This is a genomic window from Nonomuraea pusilla (assembly GCF_900109355.1).
GTDB lineage: Bacteria > Actinomycetota > Actinomycetes > Streptosporangiales > Streptosporangiaceae > Nonomuraea > Nonomuraea pusilla.
Genome location: NZ_FOBF01000009.1, coordinates 86,425 through 102,522, shown reverse-complemented (window position 1 = coordinate 102,522; position 16,098 = coordinate 86,425). Strand labels below are relative to the sequence as shown.

Here is a 16,098-nt window from a genome sequence, read left to right as displayed (position 1 = left end):
GGGCTATCCGCCCCGCTCTAGGAGAGGCGAATGAGCTCCGACACCCTCGCCGCGGCGCGACCCGCCGTCGAGCTGGAGGGCATCACCAAGCGGTTCCCCGGCGTCGTCGCCAACCGTGACATCCGCATCACCGTGGAACCCGGGACGGTGCACGCCATCGTCGGGGAGAACGGCGCGGGCAAGTCGACGCTGATGAAGATCCTCTACGGCATGCAACGGCCGGACGAGGGCACCATCAGGGTCAACGGCGAGGCCGTCAGCTTCCGTACCCCCAGCGACGCCATCGCCGTCGGCATCGGCATGGTCCACCAGCACTTCATGCTCGCCGACAACTTCACGGTGCTGGAGAACATCGTCCTCGGCGCCGAGCCGAAGAAGGCCGGCAGGCTCGACTTCGAGGCGGCCAGGGCCCGCATCCGCGAGCTCGGAGGCAGCCACGGCCTGCACGTCGACCCCGACCGGCTGGTCGAGGACCTCGGCGTCGGCGACCGGCAGCGGGTGGAGATCCTTAAGGTCCTCTACCGGGGCGCCCGCATCCTGATCCTCGACGAGCCGACCGCCGTGCTCGTGCCGCAGGAGGTCGAGGAGCTCTTCGACAACCTGCGCCGGCTCAAGGCCGACGGCCTGACCGTCATCTTCATCTCCCACAAGCTCGACGAGGTGCTGAGCATCGCCGACGCCATCACGGTGATCAGGCGCGGCACCACGGTCGCCAGCGTGAACCCCCAGGACGTGACCGCCCGCCAGCTCGCCGAGCTGATGGTCGGCAGCGAGCTGCCCACCCCGGAGACCCGCGAGTCCACCGTCACCGAGCACGTCGCCCTCAGCGTCTCGCACCTGACGATCGAGGCCGATGGCCACCGCCCGCTCCCCAAGGGCGTGGACCTCCCCGCGTACGTGGACAAGCTGCGCAGCGAGGGCAGGCGCCTGCTCCTCGACGACGTGTCGTTCGAGATCCACCGGGGCGAGATCCTGGGCATCGCCGGCGTCGAGGGCAACGGCCAGAGCGAGCTCATCGAGGCCATCATGGGCACGCGCCCGTCGCTCGGCCGGGTCGAGCTGGACGGCGCCGACATCAGCGCCTGGTCCACCCTCAAGCGCAGGGAGTCGGGCATCGGCTACATCCCCGAGGACCGCCACCGGCAGGGCCTGCTGCTGGAGGCGTCCCTGTGGGAGAACCGCGTGCTCGGCCACCAGACCAGGCCGCCCGCGGGCCCCGGCTTCTGGCTGCGCAGGCGGGCCGCCAAGGCCGACACCAGGCGCATCGTCGAGGAGTACGACGTGCGCACCCCCAGCGTGGAGACGCTGGCCCTGGCCCTGTCGGGCGGCAACCAGCAGAAGCTGATCGTGGGCCGCGAGATGAGCGGCGAGCCGACGTTCCTCATCGCCGCGCACCCCACCCGCGGCGTCGACGTGGGCGCGCAGGCCGCCATCTGGGACCACCTGCGCAACGCCCGCGCCGCCGGGCTCGCCGTGCTGCTCATCTCCGCCGACCTCGACGAGCTGATCGGCCTCTCGGACACGCTGCACGTCATGTACCGCGGGCGGCTCGTGGCCAAGCTCGACCCTTCCGACGTCACGCCACAGCGGCTGGGCGGTTACATGACCGGTGCGATCACCGGCGCTGAGGAGAAGTGATGCCCGCGGGACTCTACCGGGCGCTGCTCACCGTCGCGGGCGCCGCGGTCGCCATCGTGCTGGCGGTCGTCATCTCCAGCGTGGCGATCAGCGCGGCGGGCGCGAGCCCGCTCGACGCGTTCGCCGCCCTGTTCAACTTCGGCGAGACGGAACGCCAGGTCGTCAACGGCATCACCACGATGGTCAACCGGTCGGTGCCGCTGTTCATCGCGGGCCTGGCCGTGGCCGTCGGCTTCCGGATGAACCTCTTCAACATCGGCGTGGAGGGCCAGTACCGGCTGGCCGCGATCTGCGCGGCGTGGGTCGGCGCGCAGTTCACGGCGCCCCCGCTGATCCAGATCCTCGTCATCATCGTCGTGGCGGCGGCCGTCGGCGGCCTGTACGCGCTGATCCCGGCCGTCATGAAGGTGACCCGGGGGGTGAACGAGGTCATCGCCACGATCATGCTGAACTACATCGCGATCAACCTGGCGGCGTTCCTCGTGCGCGGCCCGTTCACCGGGGAGCGCGCCGCGGGCCAGCTCACCACCTCCACCCCGCAGATCCCCGAGTCCGGCTGGTTCCCGAACCTCAACTGGATCTTCGAGATGTTCGGCATGCCGGCGCCGCGCGGCGGCGGCCTGTGGGGCTTCCTCCTCGTGGCCGTGCTGCTGGGGGTCGGCCTGTGGCTGCTGCTGGAGCGCACCAGGTTCGGCTTCGACGTCAAGGCCAGCGGCCTGAACGCCTCCGCCGCCCTCGCCTCCGGCGTCAAGCCCAAGAAGATGGTCATCAGCGCCATGGTGCTGTCGGGCGCGATCGCCGGGCTCATCGGCCTGCCCGAGATCCTCGGCGACAAGCACTCGTTCGGCTCGAACTTCACCCCCGGCCTCGGCTTCCTCGGCATCGCCGTGGCGCTGCTCGGCCGCAACAAGCCCGGCGGCATCGCCATCGCGGCGCTGCTGTTCGGCTTCCTCGACCGCGCGCAGGGCCCGCTGCAGTTCGCGGACGTGCCGCCCTCGGTCATCACGATCATGCAGGGCACGATCGTCCTCCTCGTGGTCATCGCCAACGAGGTCACGAGAAGGATCGCGCTGCGGCGCGAGGAACGGCGAGCCGCCCGGCACCTGGGCGCCAACACTCCCGTAGAGGTGACAGCATGACCCGGGTCGGCAAGTACCACCTGGCGCTGATCGGCGCGGCCGTCCTGATCCTGATGCTGTCGCTGGTGCGCACGCTGTCCGGCCAGAACGACATCACCTCGTCGGGCACGTTCTCCGCGGCGCTGCTGCTGGCGGTGCCGATCGGCCTGGCCGGCCTCGGCGGCCTGTGGGCCGAGCGGGCCGGCGTCACCAACATCGGCCTCGAAGGCATGATGGTGCTCGGCACCTGGTTCGCCGGCTGGGCCGGGTACCAGTGGGGCTTCATGGCGGCGCTCGTCGCCGGCCTCGTCGCGGGCGCCGTCGGCGGCCTGCTGCACGCCGTGGCCACCGTGTCGTTCGGCGTCGACCACATCATCAGCGGCGTGGCGATCAACCTCCTCGGGCCGGGCATCACCCGCTTCCTGTCGGAGGTGCTCTACAAGGAGGGCACCGGGGCCGCCGCGCGCGGCGCCGGCATCACCACCTCGCCCGCCCTGTCGTCGCAGGCGCCCGAGGTCAGCCTGCCGCTGCTCTCGACCGGGCCGGACTGGCTGGGCAGCCTGGAGAACACGCACGTCTTCCTGCTCTCCGACGTCGCGGGCATCCTGCGCGGGCTCACCCACGAGGTCAACATCCTGGTGATCCTCGCCGTGCTGATGCTGCCGCTGACGTTCTTCGTCCTCTGGCACACCGCCTTCGGCCTGCGGCTGCGCTCCGCGGGCGAGAACCCGTGGGCCGCCGAGTCGCTGGGCGTCAACGTCTACCTGATCAAGTACGTCGCCGTCGTCATCTCGGGCGCCTTCGCCGGCCTCGGCGGCGTGTTCCTCGTCTTCGTCAGCACCAAGTACGTCGAGGGGCAGACGGCGGGCCGCGGCTTCATCGGCCTGGCCGCCATGATCTTCGGCAACTGGCGGCCCGGCGGGCTCGCGGCGGGCGCGGCGCTGTTCGGCTACGCCGACGGCCTGCAGCTGCGCAGCTCCGGCGCCGTCACCTCGTTCTTCCTGTTCGGCGCCCTGCTGCTGGTGCTGTACGTCGCGGCGAGGCTGCGCGGCATGCTGGCGCCCGGCCGGCCGGCCGAGCTGGCCGCGAGGACGGCCAAGGACTACACCACGCTCGCGGCCTCCGCCGTGGGCGCGGCTATCCTGGTCTGGCTCTGGCTGACGGTAGACAAACTGCCGAACGAGTTCGTCTTCATCACGCCACACGTGCTCACGCTGCTCGTGCTCCTGGTCGCCTCGCAGCGGCTGCGGATGCCCACGGCCGACGGCGTGCGCTATCGCCGGGGGGAACAGCATTGAACATCGACTGGGACGGCCTGCGCGACGAGGCCGCGGCCGCCATGCGCCACGCCTACGCGCCGTACTCCAAGTTCCCTGTGGGGGCGGCGGCGGTCGTCGACGACGGCCGCGTCGTCACCGGCTGCAACGTGGAGAACGCCTCCTACGGCATCGGGCTGTGCGCCGAGTGCGGCCTGGTCTCGGCGCTGCAGCTCTCGGGCGGCGGCAGGCTCGTGGCCTTCACCTGCGTCGACGGCCACGGCGAGCTGCTCATGCCGTGCGGCCGCTGCCGCCAGCTCCTGTACGAGTTCGGCGGTGACGACCTGCTGATCGAGACCGTCGACGGCCCGAAGCGGATGGCCGAGATCCTGCCGTACGCGTTCGGCCCGCACGACCTGAGCAGGGGTGCCTGACGTGGACGCCATCGAGGTCATCCGCGCCAAGCGCGACGGGTCCGAGCTGACCACCGCCCAGATCGACTGGGTGATCGCCGCCTACACCCGCGGCGACGTGGCCGACGAGCAGATGTCGGCGCTCGCCATGGCGATCCTGCTGAACGGCATGAACCGGCGCGAGATCGCCGACTGGACGCAGGCCATGATCCGCTCGGGCGAGCGCATGGACTGGTCGGGGCTCGACCGCCCCACCGCCGACAAGCACTCCACCGGCGGCGTCGGCGACAAGATCACTCTGCCGCTCGCGCCGCTGGTCGCGGCGTGCGGCGCGTACGTGCCGCAGCTGTCGGGCCGCGGGCTCGGGCACACCGGCGGCACGCTCGACAAGCTGGAGTCCATCCCCGGCTGGCGCGAGTCGCTGTCGAACGAGCAGATGCTGCACGTGCTGCGCGCGGCAGGCGCGGTCATCTGCGCGGCGGGCTCCGGCCTGGCCCCGGCCGACAGGAAGCTCTACGCGCTGCGCGACGTCACGGGCACCGTCGAGTCGATCCCGCTGATCGCCTCGTCGATCATGTCCAAGAAGATCGCCGAGGGCACGGGCTCGCTCGTGCTCGACGTGAAGGTGGGCTCGGGCGCGTTCATGAAGACGCCGGAGAGCGCGCGCGAGCTGGCCGAGACCATGGTCGCGCTCGGCACCGACGCGGGCGTGCGCACGGTGGCGCTGCTGACCGCCATGGACCGCCCGCTCGGGCTTGCCGTGGGCAACGCCCTGGAGGTCGAGGAGTCGGTCGAGGTGCTCGCCGGCGGCGGCCCCGCGGACGTGGTCGAGCTGACCGTACGGCTGGCCAGGGAGATGCTGGAGGCGGCGGGCGTCTCCGGCAAGGACCCCGAGGACGCGCTGCGCGACGGCTCCGCGATGGACGCCTGGCGGCGCATGATCACGGCGCAGGGCGGCGACCCCGACGCGACCCTGCCGAGGGCGGCCGAGACCATGACGGTCGCGGCCCCCGCGTCCGGCGTGCTGGCCGCGCTCGACGCGTACGCGGTGGGCCTGGCGGCCTGGCGGCTTGGCGCCGGGCGGGCCCGCAAGGAGGACCCGGTGTCGCCGGGGGCGGCCGTCACGCTGCACGCCAAGCCGGGCGACGCCGTACGGGAGGGGCAGCCGCTGCTCACGCTGCACACGGACGAGCCCGAGAGGTTCGAGCGGGCGCTGGAGGCGCTGGAGGGCGGCTACGCCGTGGGCGCGTCCGCGCAGGAGCTCCTGCCCCTGGTGATCGACCGCGTCACGCCGTAGCCTCCCGCTCCGGATGGGGTCGGCCCGCGTCCGCGGCGCCGGCCCTCGCCGTCTCCGGGGCCGCTCGGCGGTGGTCAGTGGGGCGGCCGCGTGTTCCGCGTCTGCCCGCGCTCGGCGGTGGTCAGTGGGCGGCGGCTGCGTCGGCGCGCTGCAGCGGGCAGGCCGCGGGGCCGTCGGCGAAGATCTCGGCCAGCACCGCGCGCTGCGTGGGCAGCGCCTCGGCGTGCCTCGCGCGGCCCTCGTCGGTGATGCACACGAAGACGCCCCTGCGGTCGTCGGCGCACACGCCGCGCGTCACCAGCGCGGCCTTCTCCAGGCGGGCCACCACGCGCGACAGCGCGCTCTGGCTGAGGTGGACCTCCTCGCACAACTCCTGGATGCGCAGGTTCTTGTCGTGGTGGACGATCCGGTCGAGCACCTCGAACTCGCTCGGGCCGAGACCGTGCCGCTCGCCGAGCGCGCGTTCCAGCGCGCACATGGCCTTCGCGTGCTTGGCGAGGACGTAATGCCAGGTCCCGACCGCGAACTCCTGGTCCATGACCCGGAGGTTACCATCTCCCAAAAACTTATGCAACGGAATTAAATGCACTTGCATTAGATGCGTTTGCATGTAGTCTACGGAGCCATGTCCTCTTTCTCCTCCCGTTGGGGCGCGCTCGCCGTGCTCTGTGCAGTGATCTTCCTTGACGCTCTTGACGTGTCGATGGTCGGCGTCGCACTGCCCTCCATCGAGCACGACCTCGGATTGACGCCGTCGTCCCTCCAGTGGGTGGTGAGCGGCTACGTCCTCGGCTACGGCGGACTCCTCCTGCTCGGAGGCAGGACCGCCGACCTGCTCGGGCGACGCAGGGTGTTCCTGGTCGCGCTGGGCGTCTTCGCCGTGGCCTCGCTGCTCGGCGGGCTCGTGAACGACGGCACGCTGTTGATCGTCGCGCGCTTCGTGAAGGGCGTGGCCGCCGCGTTCACCGCCCCCGCCGCCTTGTCGATCATCACGACCACGTTTCCCGAGGGGCCGGAGCGCAACCGGGCGCTCAGCGTGTTCACCGCCTGCGGCGCGAGCGGCTACTCGCTCGGCCTCGTGCTGTCCGGCCTGCTGACGCAGCTCGGCTGGCGCTGGACGCTGCTGATGCCGGTGCCGGTCGCGATCATCGCGCTGGTCGCCGCGCTCAAGGCGCTGCCGCGCGGCGCCGAGGAGCGCGCCGAGGGCGGGCACGACCTCGTGGGCGCCGTGCTGATCACCGTGTCGATGCTGCTGCTCGTGTTCACCGTCGTGCAGGCCCCCGAGGCCGGCTGGGAGTCCGTCCGCACCATCGGCTCCCTCGTGGCCGTGGTCGCGCTGCTCACCCTGTTCGTCCTCACCGAACTGCGCGTGAAGCACCCCCTGGTGCGGCTCGGCATCCTGCGCTCGGGCTCGATCGTCCGCGCCAACCTCGGGCTGCTCATCCTGATGGGCTCGTACGTCGCCTTCCAGTTCGTGGCCATGCAGTACTTCCAGAACCTGCTGCACTGGAGCCCGCTCGGCACCGCGCTCGCGTTCCTGCCCGCCGGGCTGCTCGTCGCCGTCACCTCGACCAAGATGGGCGACTTCGCCGACAGGTTCGGCACCGGCAAGCTGATCGTCGTCGGCGCCGCCGCGCTCGCCGGAGGCTACGCCGTTTTCCTCGGCATCGACGAGACCCCCAGCCTCGGCGGCCTCGTCATCCCCGGCATGGTCCTGCTCGGCATCGCGTTCGCGCTGTCCTTCCCGTCGCTCAACATCCAGGCCACCAACGGCGTGGACGACGACGAGCAGGGCCTCGCCTCCGGCCTGCTCAACACCTCGGGCCAGGTCGGCGGCGCCATCGTGCTGGCGGTCGTGACCGCGGTGCTCACCTCGGGCGCCGGCGGCGCGCTGTCCATCGGCACGCTGCGCTCCGCGATCGTGGTGTCGCTGGTGCTGGCCGTCGTCGGCCTGGCGATCTCCGCCACCGGCCTGCGCGGGCGCAGGGCCGAGGGCGTCGCCGGGCAGGAGGACGCGAAGGTCCTCGAAACCGTCTGACCGCTCCACGGTGGAAGGGCCCCGGCGGTGCCGCCGGGGCCCTCTCGTCATGTCATGCAGAAAGCCCTTGATTCCTGGTAAAGGCCGATAAGCCCGTCTATCTCCTCATGTATGTGGCGGATCACCCCCACGGGACGGCCCCGCGCGGCGAAAGGGCGAGCGGGTTCGCGTCTATGCCCGTCCCGGGGCTGTGACCTGGGGCATCATCGGGTCATGCGCCCGTCATCCGTGTCCGGCCGGCCGCCCCGCGCGCTGGCCGCACTCGTCCTGTCCGCCTGCGTCGCCGCCCTGGGCGGGTGCGGCACCGCCGGCCAGTCCACCGCGGCGCCCGGCGCCGGCCAGGCGCCCGCCGAGGCCGCGCAGCCCGCTCCCACGAGCACCGCCGAGGTGGAGGTCCTGCGCGAGGGCGGCACGCCCGCCATCGTGTCGGCCGTCACGTACAAGGCCGAGGAGTCGTACGACCGGGTGGTCGTGGACCTCCAAGGCGAAATGCCGGGATACACCGTGAAATGGGTGAACGAGCTCATCCAAGACGGTTCGGGCAAGCCCCTCCACGAGAAGGGCAAGGCGTTCCTCGAACTGACGCTCAGCCCCGCCAACGCCCACACCGAGCAGGGCCAGGCCTGGGCGGGCGGGCCCGTCTACGCCTCCGACCTGCCCAACGTCACCAGGATCATCAGGACGAGCGACTTCGAGGGCCACGTCGGCATCGGCCTCGTCCTCGCCCGCCAGGCGCCCTTCCAGGTACGCGAGCAGACCACCCCGACCAGGCTCGTCCTCGACGTGGCACACTGACCTGCGTGGTGAGAAAGATCGAGGGCCCGACCCGCGTCCCCGTCCCCGGCGGCAAAGTCATCGACGAGCACGTCGGCCGCGTCAACAGCGGCGACGAGGCGGTGTCCATCGCCCACATGACCGCGCCGCCCGGCTGGACCGAGCCGTTCCAGACCCCCGAGTTCGCCGAGTACACCGTGGTGCTGCGCGGGTCGGTGCTGGTCGAGCACGACGGCGGCGTCGTCGAGGTGGGCGCGGGGCAGTCGGTGGTGACGTCCCCGGGCGAGCGGATCCGCTACAGCTCCGGGCCCGAGGGCGCCGAGTACGTCGCCGTCTGCCTGCCGGCCTTCTCCCCGGAGTCCGCCCGCCGCGACGAGTGACGGCGGAGCCACCGCGCGGGCGGCCGGCGGGTCGTGAAGGGCAGGGCCGGGGGCTCGTATCATGGCCAGATGAGTCCCACGCTTGACGAGATCCGCCGGGCTCCCAAGGTGCTGCTCCACGATCACCTAGACGGCGGCCTGCGCGCCGAGACGATCGTCGAGCTGGCACGGGAGTCCGGGTACGACCGGCTGCCCACCACCGACCCCGGCCACCTCCGCCAGTGGTTCGAGGAGGCCTCCGACTCGGGGTCGCTCGAACGCTACCTGGAGACGTTCGACCACACGGTCGGCGTGATGCAGACCCGCGAGTCGCTGGTCAGGGTGGCGGCCGAGTGCGCCGAGGACCTCGCGGCCGACGGCGTCGTCTACGCCGAGGTGCGGTTCGCCCCCGAGCAGCACACCACCACGGGCCTGAGCCTCGACGAGGTCGTCGAGGCGGTGCTCGACGGGTTCAGGCTGGGCTCGCAGGGGCGGGGCATCCGCGTCGGCACGCTGCTGACGGCCATGCGCCACCAGGCCAGGTCCAGGGAGATCGCCGAGCTGGCCGTGCGCTACCGCGACGTCGGCGTGGTCGGGTTCGACATCGCCGGGGCGGAGGCGGGCTACCCGCCCACCCGCCACCTCGACGCGTTCGAGTACCTCCAGAGGGAGAACGCGCACTTCACCATCCACGCCGGCGAGGCGTTCGGGCTGCCGTCCATCTGGCAGGCCATCCAGTGGTGCGGCGCCGACCGGCTCGGCCACGGCGTGCGCATCATCGACGACATCGTGGTCACCGACGACGGCTCCGCCAAGCTGGGCCGGCTGGCCGCGTACGTGCGCGACAAGCGCATCCCGCTCGAGATGTGCCCCACGTCCAACCTGCAGACGGGCGCCGCCGCCTCCATCGCCGAACACCCCATCGGGCTGCTGCGCCGCCTGTACTTCAGGGTCACGGTCAACACCGACAACCGGCTCATGAGCTCCACCAGCGTGTCGCAGGAGTTCGCCAAGCTGGTCGAGGCGTTCGGCTACGGCTGGGATGACCTGCAGTGGTTCACGGTGAACGCGATGAAGTCCGCTTTCATCCCGTTCGACGAGCGGCTCGCGCTGATCAACGGCGTCATCAAGCCGGGGTTCGCCCAGCTCAAGTGGCAGCCGTGAAACAGGTCTACCGGTCGAAGACCGCCTACGTGCTCGGCTGGGTCTGGCTGGCCTTCGTCGCGTTCAACGTCTGGGACCTGACGGCCCACTACAACGGCAAGCCGTCGCTGGTGGCGCTGGCGGTGCTGGGCGCCATCACCGCGCTCGTCTACGTCATCGCGCTCAGGCCCGCCACCGTCTTCACCGAGCACGGCCTGCTCGGGCGCAACCCGCTGCGCACGACGTTCGTGCCGTGGGCCGCCGTCGCCGACGTGACCGTGTCGCACTCGGTGAACGTCGCGTACGACGAGCAGGTGCTGCGGCTGTGGACGCCGATGAGCAGCGCCCGCGAGCGGGCCAGGGCGCAGCGCCGCGGCCGGCCGGTGGAGCGGCGCGGGCGCTTCACCACCGAGCCCACGCTCACGAAGGCCGAGCAGGCGGCGGCCGAGGCGTTCACCGGGAAGACGCACGCCGACTGGGTGGGCGAGCAGATCAGGGAGCGCGCCGACAAGGCGAGACGGCGGGGCGCCGAGGCGGAGGCCGTCCGGGTGACCTGGTCGCTCGACGCCGTCGCCGTGCTGGTGCTCGCGGTCGCCCTGGTGGTCATCGCGATCGTGGTCTCCTGACCCGCCCCCGCCCCGGTCACGGTCTGGGGCGGTTGGCGAAGCGTTCGATGCCGGCTCTCGCGATGCCGCTCTGCTCGACGTGGCGCGCGGCCTCCGTCTCGGCGACGAAGGCCCGCTCCACCTCCGAGCGGGGCGGGCGCAGCAGCTCCAGGTGGGTGGCGGTGGCGGTGCCGGGGAGCGTCCAGCGATGGATGCGGGCGATCGCGGCCCGCACCAGCTCGTCCTGCGGCACGATCTCGTCGAGCAGCCCTGCGGCCAGCGCCTCCTCGGCGCTCAGCCTGGACGACTCCAGCACCAGGGGCAGCGCCCTCGCCCCGACGAGCCGGGGCAGCAGGTAGCTGGCCGCGTTCGAGACCGACAGGCCGATGTGGTTCTCGGGCAGGAAGTACTCCGCCGCCGGCGTGCCGATGCGGGTGTCGAAGCACATCGTCCACTCGGCGGCGCCGCCCACGGCCAGGCCGTTCACGGCGGCGGCCACTGGCACCCTGGTCTCCAGCACGGCCCTCGTCATGTCGTGGAACAGCTCCACCTCCTCCACCAGGGAGCGCCCCGCGGCCTCGTGGAGGTCCTCGCCCGCGGAGAACGCCCGGCCCGTGCCGGTGACGACGATCCCGCGGGCGGCCTTGCCGTCGCCGTGGGCGCGCACCTCCTCGGCCAGCCGCCTGCGCATGCCGGCGGTCAGCGCGTTCAGCTTCTCGGGACGCGTCAGGGTGATCACGGCCACCTCGTCGCGCACGGTCACGTCGATCATCGGGGCTCCTCGGGGTCGGCGGCGAAGGCGGGGGCGGCGCGCTGGTCCCGTTCCGGGCGCAGCAGGTGGCGCTTCTCGATCCGGGCGGACGGCGTCAGCGTGAAGCCGGGCACGAACTCCACGTACGCGGGGACCTTGAAGCGGGCCAGGCGCTCCCTGGCGTGCGCGACGATGCTCGCGGCCGTCGAGGCGTCCGCGAGATGGCCGGGCCTGAGCTGGACGAACGCCTTCGGCAGCTCCCCGAACAGCTCGTCGGGGATGGGCACGAGAGCGGCGGCGAGCACGGCCGGGTGGCGGGTGAGCACGCTCTCGACCTCGGCGCAGGAGATGTTCTCGCCGCCCCTGCGGACCATGTCCTTCAGCCGCCCGGCATGGTGGACGTAGCCCTTCTCGTCGCGCCGGCCGAGGTCGCCGGTGTGGTACCAGCCGCCGCGGAAGGCGTGGGCGGTGGCTTCCGGGTGGTTCCAGTAGCCCTTCATCATCGGCGCGCCGCGGACGAGGATCTCGCCGGTCTCCTCGTCGATCACGACCTCCTTGCCGGGTGGCGGGAGGCCCATGGCGCCGGTGCCGACGGTGTCGTCCGCCTCGGGCGCGGCCAGCAGGTCGGCGCCGCTCTCGGTGGAGCCGTACAGCTCGCGCCAGGGGGCGCCCCAGCGCTGCTCGAAGGCTCGGTGCAGGTCGGGGGCGATGCCGGAGCAGAGCACGAGCCGCATCCTGTTCTCCCGGTCGAGCGGGTGGGGCGGCTGCTTGTGCATGAGCAGGGGCATGGTGCCGAGCACGTACGTGAGGGTGGCGCCGTGCTCCCTCGCGGACGCCCAGAAGCCGGAGGCGGAGAAGCGGGGGAGCACCACCTGCGGGACGCCGCCGAGGAGGCAGAGCACGGTGGTCCACTGGGGGTCCATGTACGAGTACGTCTGGGCGATCAGCACGACGTCGTCGGGGCGCAGGCGTACCAGGTCGGCGACGGCCGCGGCGGTCGCGAGCCAGTAGTTGTGGGTGAGCATGCAGGCCTTCGGGAAGCCGGTCGTCCCCGACGTGTACTGGAAGTTGGCGAGGTCGTCCGGGCGGACCTCGACCTCGGGCGGCGGCCCCGCGGCGGGCCGCGACAGCAGGCCGGTCAGCGTGAGCACCCTGCCGGGCACGGCGGCGGCGTGCTCGGGCGTGGTGACGGTGGCGACGGCGCCGGAGTCGGTCAGGACGTGCTCAAGGTCGGCCGCGCGGTAGCGGACGTTCACCGGGACGGCGATCGCCCCTGCCTTGAGCACGGCGAACCAGGTCAGCGGCCAGCCCGGCACGTTGTCCAGCATGATCGCCACCCGGTCGCCGGGCCGTACGCCCTCGGCGGCGAGGGCGGCGGCCAGCCGGTCCGACAGCGCGTCGGCATCGGCGAAGCTCAGCGAGGCGGGGAAGGGCCCGGCAGAGGGCCCGGCAGAGGGCCCGGGAGAGGGCTCAGGAGAGGGCGGGGGCGCGGGGAAGCGGAGGAACTCGTGGTCGCCGTGGGTTCTAGCGGCGTGCCGTAACAGGTCGGGGATCGTGTCGGTCATCCGGCGGCTCCCAGGGGAAGTGAGGCAGCAGCGAGAAGTCGGGGGTCGCGGGCACCCGGGCGGAGGCGTCGCCCGGCGCGCGGACGGCGGCCAGGCCGATCGCGACGAACTCGGCGCACACCTGCTCCAGGGTGGAGTCGCCGTCGGGGCGGTACCACTCGCTGGTGCCGGTGCACATGGACATCAGGGCGAGCCTGGTCAGCCTCTGGTCGGCGACGTGGAAGGAGCCCTCGGCCACCCCGTCGGACAGGGCGGCGCGCCAGTGGTCCTCGTAGGCGTCGCGCAGGGCGATGATCTCGTCGTGGGCGGGGGAGCCGGGGGTCAGGGAGCGGAGCTCGCCGTCCATGACCCGGGTGATCAGGGGGTTGAGCGCGTGGACGGCCGTGAGCGAGCCGATGAGCAGGGCGAGCCGCTCGGCGGGCCGCGCGGCGTCGCGCAGCACGCGCGCGGTGGAGTCGAGCAGCCGCCCGTGACCGTCGCGCATCAGGTCGGCCAGCAGCGCCTCCTTGCTGGACACGTGGTGGTAGATCCCGGCGTTGGTCATGTTGACGGCCCTGGCCAGGTCGCGCACGCCGGTCGCGGCATAGCCCTGCCGGGCGAAGAGCAGCACTGCCGCGGTGCGGATGCGAAGGCTCGGGTCGAGGTCGCGGTCCTGGAGGTCCAAAGGTTCCTACCGAACGTTCGGTCGATGCTGCCTCGGAAACTACCTCAAACCGATGGGGAACGCCATAGCTTGACCCTGACACCGTGTGAGGCCCTACACCTGGGGAGGACATGTTCAGCATCGGAGAGTTCGCCAGGCTGGGGCTCGTGTCCGTCCGCATGCTGCGGCACTACGACGCCGTCGGGCTGCTGCGTCCCGCGTACGTCGATCCGGTCACCGGCTACCGCTCGTACCAGGCCGCGCAACTGTCCAGGCTCAACCGGATCGTCGCGATCAAGGACCTCGGTTTCACCCTGGAACAGGTCAGGGCCATCCTGGACGAGAAGGTGGGCACCGAGGAGCTGCACGGCATGGTCCGCCTGCGCCGCGCCCAGATCGAGGCGCGGATCTCCGCCGACCTCGCCAGGCTGCGCGGCGTGGAGGCGAGGCTGCGCGCCATCGAGACGGAGGGACACATGGGGGCCGCCGAGGTCGTGGTCAAGAAGGTGCCCCGGGTGCGGGTCGCCGAGCTCGCCGCCCGGGCCAAGAGCTACGAACCCGAGGACATCACGCCGGTGATCGGGCCGCTCTACGACGAGCTCTGCTCCCGGCTGGACGTCGCCGGGGTCGCCGTCACGGGGCCCGGCATCGCGTACTACGAGGCGCGGGAGGACGGCTCGGTGCTGGTGCACGCCGCGATGCAGGTCTCCGCCGAGCCCCGCCCCGGGCAGGACTTCCTCGTCACGGACCTGCCCGTGCTGGAGCACGCCGCCACCGTCATCCACCACGGCTCCATGGACGAGGCGGGCGGCAGCTTCCAGGCCCTGGCGCACTGGATCGAGGCGCACGGACACCGGGGGTGCGGGCTGGCCAGGGAGGTGTACCTGCACTCCCCGGAGAACCGGGACGACTGGGTCACCGAGCTGCAGATGGAGGTGTCGCCGCCCGAACCCGTCACCCCCGCGCCCCTGAGCCAGGAGCCGCGCCCGTGACGGGGCTCGGGGCCGGTGCGGACGAGCTGGAGCGGTACCGGGGCGAGCTGACCGGGTTCTGCTACCGCATGCTCGGCTCCGGCTTCGAGGCCGAGGACGCCGTCCAGGAGACGCTGGTGCGGGCCTGGCGCCGCTACGACGCGGGCCGCGGCCCGCTGCGCCCCTGGCTGTTCCGCGTGGCGGCGAACGTCTGCTTCGACATGCTGCGCGGCCCCCAGCGCCGAGCCCGCGCGATGGACCTCGGCCCGGCGGCGGTCCCCGGCGCGCCGCTCGGCGAGCCGCTGCCCGACCGGGTCTGGGTGCAGCCCGTGCCGGACGGCCGCGTGCTCGCCTCGGCCGGCGACCCCGCCGAGGCGGCGGTGGCCAGGGAGACGGTCCGGCTGGCGTTCGTGGCGGCGCTGCAGCTCCTGCCGCCCAGGCAGCGCGCGGTGCTGATCCTGCGCGACGTGCTCGCCTGGAGCGCCGCCGAGGTGGCCGCCCTGCTCGGCACGAGCGCGGCGTCCGTCAACAGCGCGTTGCAGCGGGCCAGGTCGCGGCTCCCGGCGCTGCCGCCCGCGCCCGGCGAGGACGTGGACGAGCGGCTGCTCGCCCGCTACGTCGAGGCGTTCGAGCGGTACGACGTGGACGCCCTGGTGGCGCTGCTGCGCGAGGACGCCACCCTGTCGATGCCGCCGTTCGCCTGGTGGCTGTCCGGCCGCGAGGCCGTGCGCGCCGTGCTGACGGCCGCCGCCGCGTCGGGGCCGCCCTGCGGGGGCTCGCGCGCGGTGCCGGCGCGCGCCAGCGGGTCGCCCGCGTTCGCGCAGTACCGCGACGGCACGGCGTTCGCCCTGGTGGTGCTGGAGACGGCCGGCGACGCCGTCGCGCACGTCACCACCTACCTGGACCCGCGCCTGTTCCGGCTGTTCGGGCTGCCCGATGAGTTCGGCGGGCCCGCTCCGTACTGAAGGGTGAAGGAGGACATCATGCCGGACATCATCGAGTTCCCCGACCGCCCGTACGTCGGGGTGCGCAGAACCATCACCATGACCAGCTTCGGCCTGGTCGCCGACCGCATCGGCGAGCTGATCGCCTGGCTGGGGGAGCGCGGCGTCGCCCTCGCGGGCGCGCCGTTCCTCAGGTACGACTCCATCGACCTGGCGGCGGACCGCCTCGTGGTGGAGGCGGGCGTGCCGGTGCCGCACCCGGTCGAGGGCGCGGGCGACGTCCACGCCGCGACGCTCCCCGCGGGCCGGTACGCGGTCGCCCACCACCACGGCCACCCCGACCGGCTGGCAGGGACGATCGAGTCGCTGCTGGCGTGGGCCGCGCAGGAGGGGCTGGCCTGGGACCTGACCGAGAAGGACGGCGCCGAGCACTGGGGCTGCCGCCTGGAGCGCTACCTGTCGGACCCCCGGGACCACCCCGACCCGGCCACCTGGGACATCGACCTGGAGTTCCGCCTGGCCTGACCCCGGGCCTCCGCGCAGGGCCCCTCCACGCGGGGCCCTGCGCGGGTGACCTCCGGCG

17 protein-coding genes are annotated in these 16,098 nt (G+C 72.4%); 13 read left to right on the top strand and 4 right to left on the bottom strand.

What is annotated here, in order from left to right:
• Positions 1-30: 30 nt before the first annotated feature.
• The 5 genes from BMX74_RS20290 to BMX74_RS20270 are packed head-to-tail and all read left to right on the top strand — an operon-like array spanning position 31 to position 5,722.
• A complete protein-coding gene (locus BMX74_RS20290; RefSeq protein ID WP_055506537.1) occupies positions 31-1,638 on the top strand; it encodes an ABC transporter ATP-binding protein in 1,608 nt (535 codons plus the stop codon).
• On the top strand, positions 1,638-2,777 hold the full coding sequence (locus tag BMX74_RS20285; protein ID WP_091102152.1) for an ABC transporter permease: 1,140 nt from the start codon (positions 1,638-1,640) through the stop codon (positions 2,775-2,777). Before BMX74_RS20290 ends, BMX74_RS20285 begins: the two co-directional genes overlap by 1 nt.
• The gene (locus BMX74_RS20280) at positions 2,774-4,054 is read left to right on the top strand and encodes an ABC transporter permease (protein WP_055506539.1); all 1,281 of its coding nucleotides are present in this window, start codon (positions 2,774-2,776) and stop codon (positions 4,052-4,054) included. Before BMX74_RS20285 ends, BMX74_RS20280 begins: the two co-directional genes overlap by 4 nt.
• On the top strand, positions 4,051-4,446 hold the full coding sequence (locus tag BMX74_RS20275) for a cytidine deaminase (RefSeq protein ID WP_055506540.1): 396 nt from the start codon (positions 4,051-4,053) through the stop codon (positions 4,444-4,446). The genes BMX74_RS20280 and BMX74_RS20275 overlap by 4 nt, the downstream gene beginning before the upstream one ends.
• Position 4,447: 1 nt before the next feature.
• On the top strand, positions 4,448-5,722 hold the full coding sequence (locus BMX74_RS20270; RefSeq protein WP_091102149.1) for a thymidine phosphorylase: 1,275 nt from the start codon (positions 4,448-4,450) through the stop codon (positions 5,720-5,722).
• 121 nt (positions 5,723-5,843) lie between these two features.
• Here the strand turns inward: BMX74_RS20270 and BMX74_RS20265 are convergent, their stop codons facing one another.
• Complete coding sequence (locus BMX74_RS20265; protein WP_055506542.1) at positions 5,844-6,260, bottom strand: MarR family winged helix-turn-helix transcriptional regulator; 417 nt, start codon at positions 6,258-6,260, stop codon at positions 5,844-5,846.
• Between the two features lie 60 nt (positions 6,261-6,320).
• Here BMX74_RS20265 and BMX74_RS20260 point away from each other — a divergent pair, with 60 nt between their 5' ends.
• The 5 genes from BMX74_RS20260 (at position 6,321) to BMX74_RS20240 (ending at position 10,662) form a co-directional block, all read left to right on the top strand.
• Positions 6,321-7,760, top strand: coding sequence for an MFS transporter (locus BMX74_RS20260; protein ID WP_091102146.1), 1,440 nt, complete (start codon positions 6,321-6,323; stop codon positions 7,758-7,760).
• Positions 7,761-7,973: 213 nt separating this feature from the next.
• The gene (locus BMX74_RS20255) at positions 7,974-8,555 is read left to right on the top strand and encodes an AMIN-like domain-containing (lipo)protein (RefSeq protein ID WP_055506544.1); all 582 of its coding nucleotides are present in this window, start codon (positions 7,974-7,976) and stop codon (positions 8,553-8,555) included.
• Between the two features lie 5 nt (positions 8,556-8,560).
• On the top strand, positions 8,561-8,914 hold the full coding sequence (locus BMX74_RS20250) for a cupin domain-containing protein (RefSeq protein ID WP_091102144.1): 354 nt from the start codon (positions 8,561-8,563) through the stop codon (positions 8,912-8,914).
• A 69-nt stretch (positions 8,915-8,983) separates the two neighbouring features.
• Positions 8,984-10,057 carry an adenosine deaminase gene (locus tag BMX74_RS20245; RefSeq protein WP_055506546.1) on the top strand — a complete coding sequence of 358 codons (1,074 nt, stop codon included), beginning with the start codon at positions 8,984-8,986 and terminating at the stop codon, positions 10,055-10,057.
• The gene (locus BMX74_RS20240) at positions 10,054-10,662 is read left to right on the top strand and encodes a PH domain-containing protein (protein ID WP_177227442.1); all 609 of its coding nucleotides are present in this window, start codon (positions 10,054-10,056) and stop codon (positions 10,660-10,662) included. The genes BMX74_RS20245 and BMX74_RS20240 overlap by 4 nt, the downstream gene beginning before the upstream one ends.
• A gap of 16 nt (positions 10,663-10,678) precedes the next feature.
• Here BMX74_RS20240 and BMX74_RS20235 read toward each other — a convergent pair whose 3' ends face one another.
• The 3 genes from BMX74_RS20235 to BMX74_RS20225 are packed head-to-tail and all read right to left on the bottom strand — an operon-like array spanning position 10,679 to position 13,621.
• Positions 10,679-11,413, bottom strand: coding sequence for an enoyl-CoA hydratase/isomerase family protein (locus tag BMX74_RS20235; protein WP_091102140.1), 735 nt, complete (start codon positions 11,411-11,413; stop codon positions 10,679-10,681).
• Positions 11,410-12,957, bottom strand: coding sequence for an AMP-binding protein (locus BMX74_RS20230; RefSeq protein ID WP_091102137.1), 1,548 nt, complete (start codon positions 12,955-12,957; stop codon positions 11,410-11,412). Before BMX74_RS20230 ends, BMX74_RS20235 begins: the two co-directional genes overlap by 4 nt.
• Positions 12,917-13,621: a TetR/AcrR family transcriptional regulator gene (locus BMX74_RS20225; RefSeq protein WP_055506549.1), complete on the bottom strand. Its 705-nt coding sequence runs from the start codon at positions 13,619-13,621 to the stop codon at positions 12,917-12,919. The genes BMX74_RS20230 and BMX74_RS20225 overlap by 41 nt, the downstream gene beginning before the upstream one ends.
• A 110-nt stretch (positions 13,622-13,731) precedes the next feature.
• Between BMX74_RS20225 and BMX74_RS20220 the strand changes: the two genes are divergently transcribed.
• The 3 genes from BMX74_RS20220 (at position 13,732) to BMX74_RS20210 (ending at position 16,040) form a co-directional block, all read left to right on the top strand.
• Entirely contained in the window at positions 13,732-14,592 is an 861-nt protein-coding gene (locus tag BMX74_RS20220; RefSeq protein WP_091102135.1) for a MerR family transcriptional regulator, read from the top strand.
• A gap of 68 nt (positions 14,593-14,660) precedes the next feature.
• On the top strand, positions 14,661-15,536 hold the full coding sequence (locus BMX74_RS20215; protein WP_236715043.1) for an RNA polymerase subunit sigma-70: 876 nt from the start codon (positions 14,661-14,663) through the stop codon (positions 15,534-15,536).
• An 18-nt stretch (positions 15,537-15,554) separates the two neighbouring features.
• Complete coding sequence (locus BMX74_RS20210; RefSeq protein WP_091102315.1) at positions 15,555-16,040, top strand: GyrI-like domain-containing protein; 486 nt, start codon at positions 15,555-15,557, stop codon at positions 16,038-16,040.
• Positions 16,041-16,098: the final 58 nt, after the last annotated feature.